This is a genomic window from Dietzia maris (assembly GCF_014144855.1).
GTDB classification, from domain to species: domain Bacteria; phylum Actinomycetota; class Actinomycetes; order Mycobacteriales; family Mycobacteriaceae; genus Dietzia; species Dietzia kunjamensis.
The window spans coordinates 1-1,814 of record NZ_JAALDN010000377.1 but is presented as its reverse complement, the minus strand read 5'-3'; the positions used below and the strand labels follow the sequence as shown (position 1 = coordinate 1,814).

The window sequence follows — 1,814 nt, the reverse complement described above, 5'->3', positions numbered from 1 at the left end:
TGCCCGCCGCCACGCTGGCCGTCCCGCCGGCCGACACGCTGGCCGTCCCGCCCCCCGCCGCCGCGGCATCATCGCCGAGCAGAGGATTTCGCTCAGACCCACTCGGGCGATACAGGCGAAATCCTCTGGACGGCGGAGGCGGGGCGGGCGGCGGGTCAGTTCGCGGCGACGCGTGCCAGCGGCCGGAGCGAGACGGGCAGTCCGTCCGCGGGGTAGGGCAGCGAGTCGTTCTTCATGGGCGGCACGTAGGCCAGCGGGACCGACCACTCGAAGTGGCGTAGCAGCGCGCTGAGCACCAGCTTGGACTCGAGGTTGGCGAAGATCATGCCGAGGCACTTGTGCACCCCGCCGCCGAACGGCTCCCACGCGAAGCGGTGCGACTTGTCCTCCCGCCGCTCGTCGGAGAAGCGTTCGGGGTCGAAGATCTCCGGGTCCGTCCAGTACTCGGGCATGTGGTGCGAGTACAGCGGCATGATCGAGGTGAGTCGTCCGACCGGGATCTCCACGCCCAGGATCTCGGTGTCCTTGACCGCCTTGCGCGCCATCACCGGCACCGGCGGGTGCAGGCGTAGCGACTCCTTCATCACCAACGCCAGATCGGGCAGCTCCTCCAGCTCGGCCATGGTGGGGTTCGGACCCAGGTCCTGGCACTGGCGGCGGAGCCGCTCCTGCCACTGGACGTCGCGGCCGAGCTCGTAGACCATCGACGTCACCGTGCTCGTGGTGGTGTCGTGCGCGGCCATGAGCAGGAAGATCATCTGGTTGATGATGTCGTCGTCGTCGATCCCGCCGGAGGCGTCCGCCACCTGGCACAGGGCGGAGAACAGGTCCTCTCCCGGGATGGCGCGCCGGGCCGGCAGGTGGCGGCGCAGGAACTCCTCGAGCAGCCGGCGCCCCCGCGCCGCTCGGCCCCACTTGGTGAACGGCACCGCGGTGGAACGGACATAGCCGTTCGCGGCCTGGACGCAGTCGACGAACGCTGTGTTGACCTTGTCGAGCTCCCCGGGCGCGGCGTATTCGGCGCCACCCATGAACACCTCGGTCGCCAGGTCGAGGGTGTGCGTCTTGAGCGCGGGATAGATCTGGAACGCCCGGTCCGGGGCCCAGGCGCCGATGCCCTCGTCGACCAGCGGGGCGAGCCTGCGGGTGTAGCCCTCGAGCCGGGGACGGGTGAACGCCTCCTGCATGATGTGCCGGTAGTGGTGGTGCTCCTCGAAGTCGAGCAGCATCAGCCCGCGGTTGAAGAACGGCCCCACCAGGTATCCCCAACCGGGGCCGCTGGCGAACGCCTTGTCCGCGTTCTGCAGGGCGGCCTGGCAGGCGTCGGGGCCGATCAGGGCGGTCCACGTGGCGCCGAGGAAGTTCAGGTCGGAGACGGGGCCGTGATCGCGATAGCGGCGGGCCATGGTCGCCAGCGGGCTGTGGACGTATTCGAGCGTGCCGCCGAGGATCGGCAGCTTGGAGCGCAGTGGGGCCGGGCCGGGTCGGTAGACCCTCTCCCGCGGATCACCAGGGATGGACATCAGGCACCTCGTTGTCGGGTGACCCCTGTGTGTGACAGCCGTCACTAGTTGTCACGCGATTACCGAAACCGGCGGTGTCGTTTCTTTCACCCGGCCCGGCCAGCCGGCAGTCCCGCCGGCCGTGACACCGCCGGCCGGCCGCCCCCCCGACTCAGGCTCGGGCGACCAGTGCGTCGATGTCCACGCCGTCGGGCAGAGCGCCGTACTCGGCCGAGCGGTCGTCGCCGAGCCGGGCCAGGCAGAACGCCTCCGCGACCGGGGCCGGTGCGTGGGCCAGCAGGACCGCGCCCT

General features: G+C 70.6%; 1 protein-coding gene. It reads right to left on the bottom strand.

Features of this window, described 5'->3' with window-relative positions; all coding sequences use genetic code 11:
- Nucleotides 1–155 precede the first annotated feature (155 nt).
- Nucleotides 156–1,523 (bottom strand): cytochrome P450, encoded by a 1,368-nt coding sequence (locus G6024_RS12330; RefSeq protein WP_159148826.1) that lies wholly within the window; start codon nt 1,521–1,523, stop codon nt 156–158.
- Between the last annotated feature and the right edge of the window lie 291 nt (nt 1,524–1,814).

Excerpts from the sequence above, each read along its gene's own strand:
- G6024_RS12330 (WP_159148826.1), bottom strand. The coding sequence starts at position 1,523 with ATGTCCATCCCTGGTGATCCGCGGGAGAGGGTCTACCGACCCGGCCCG.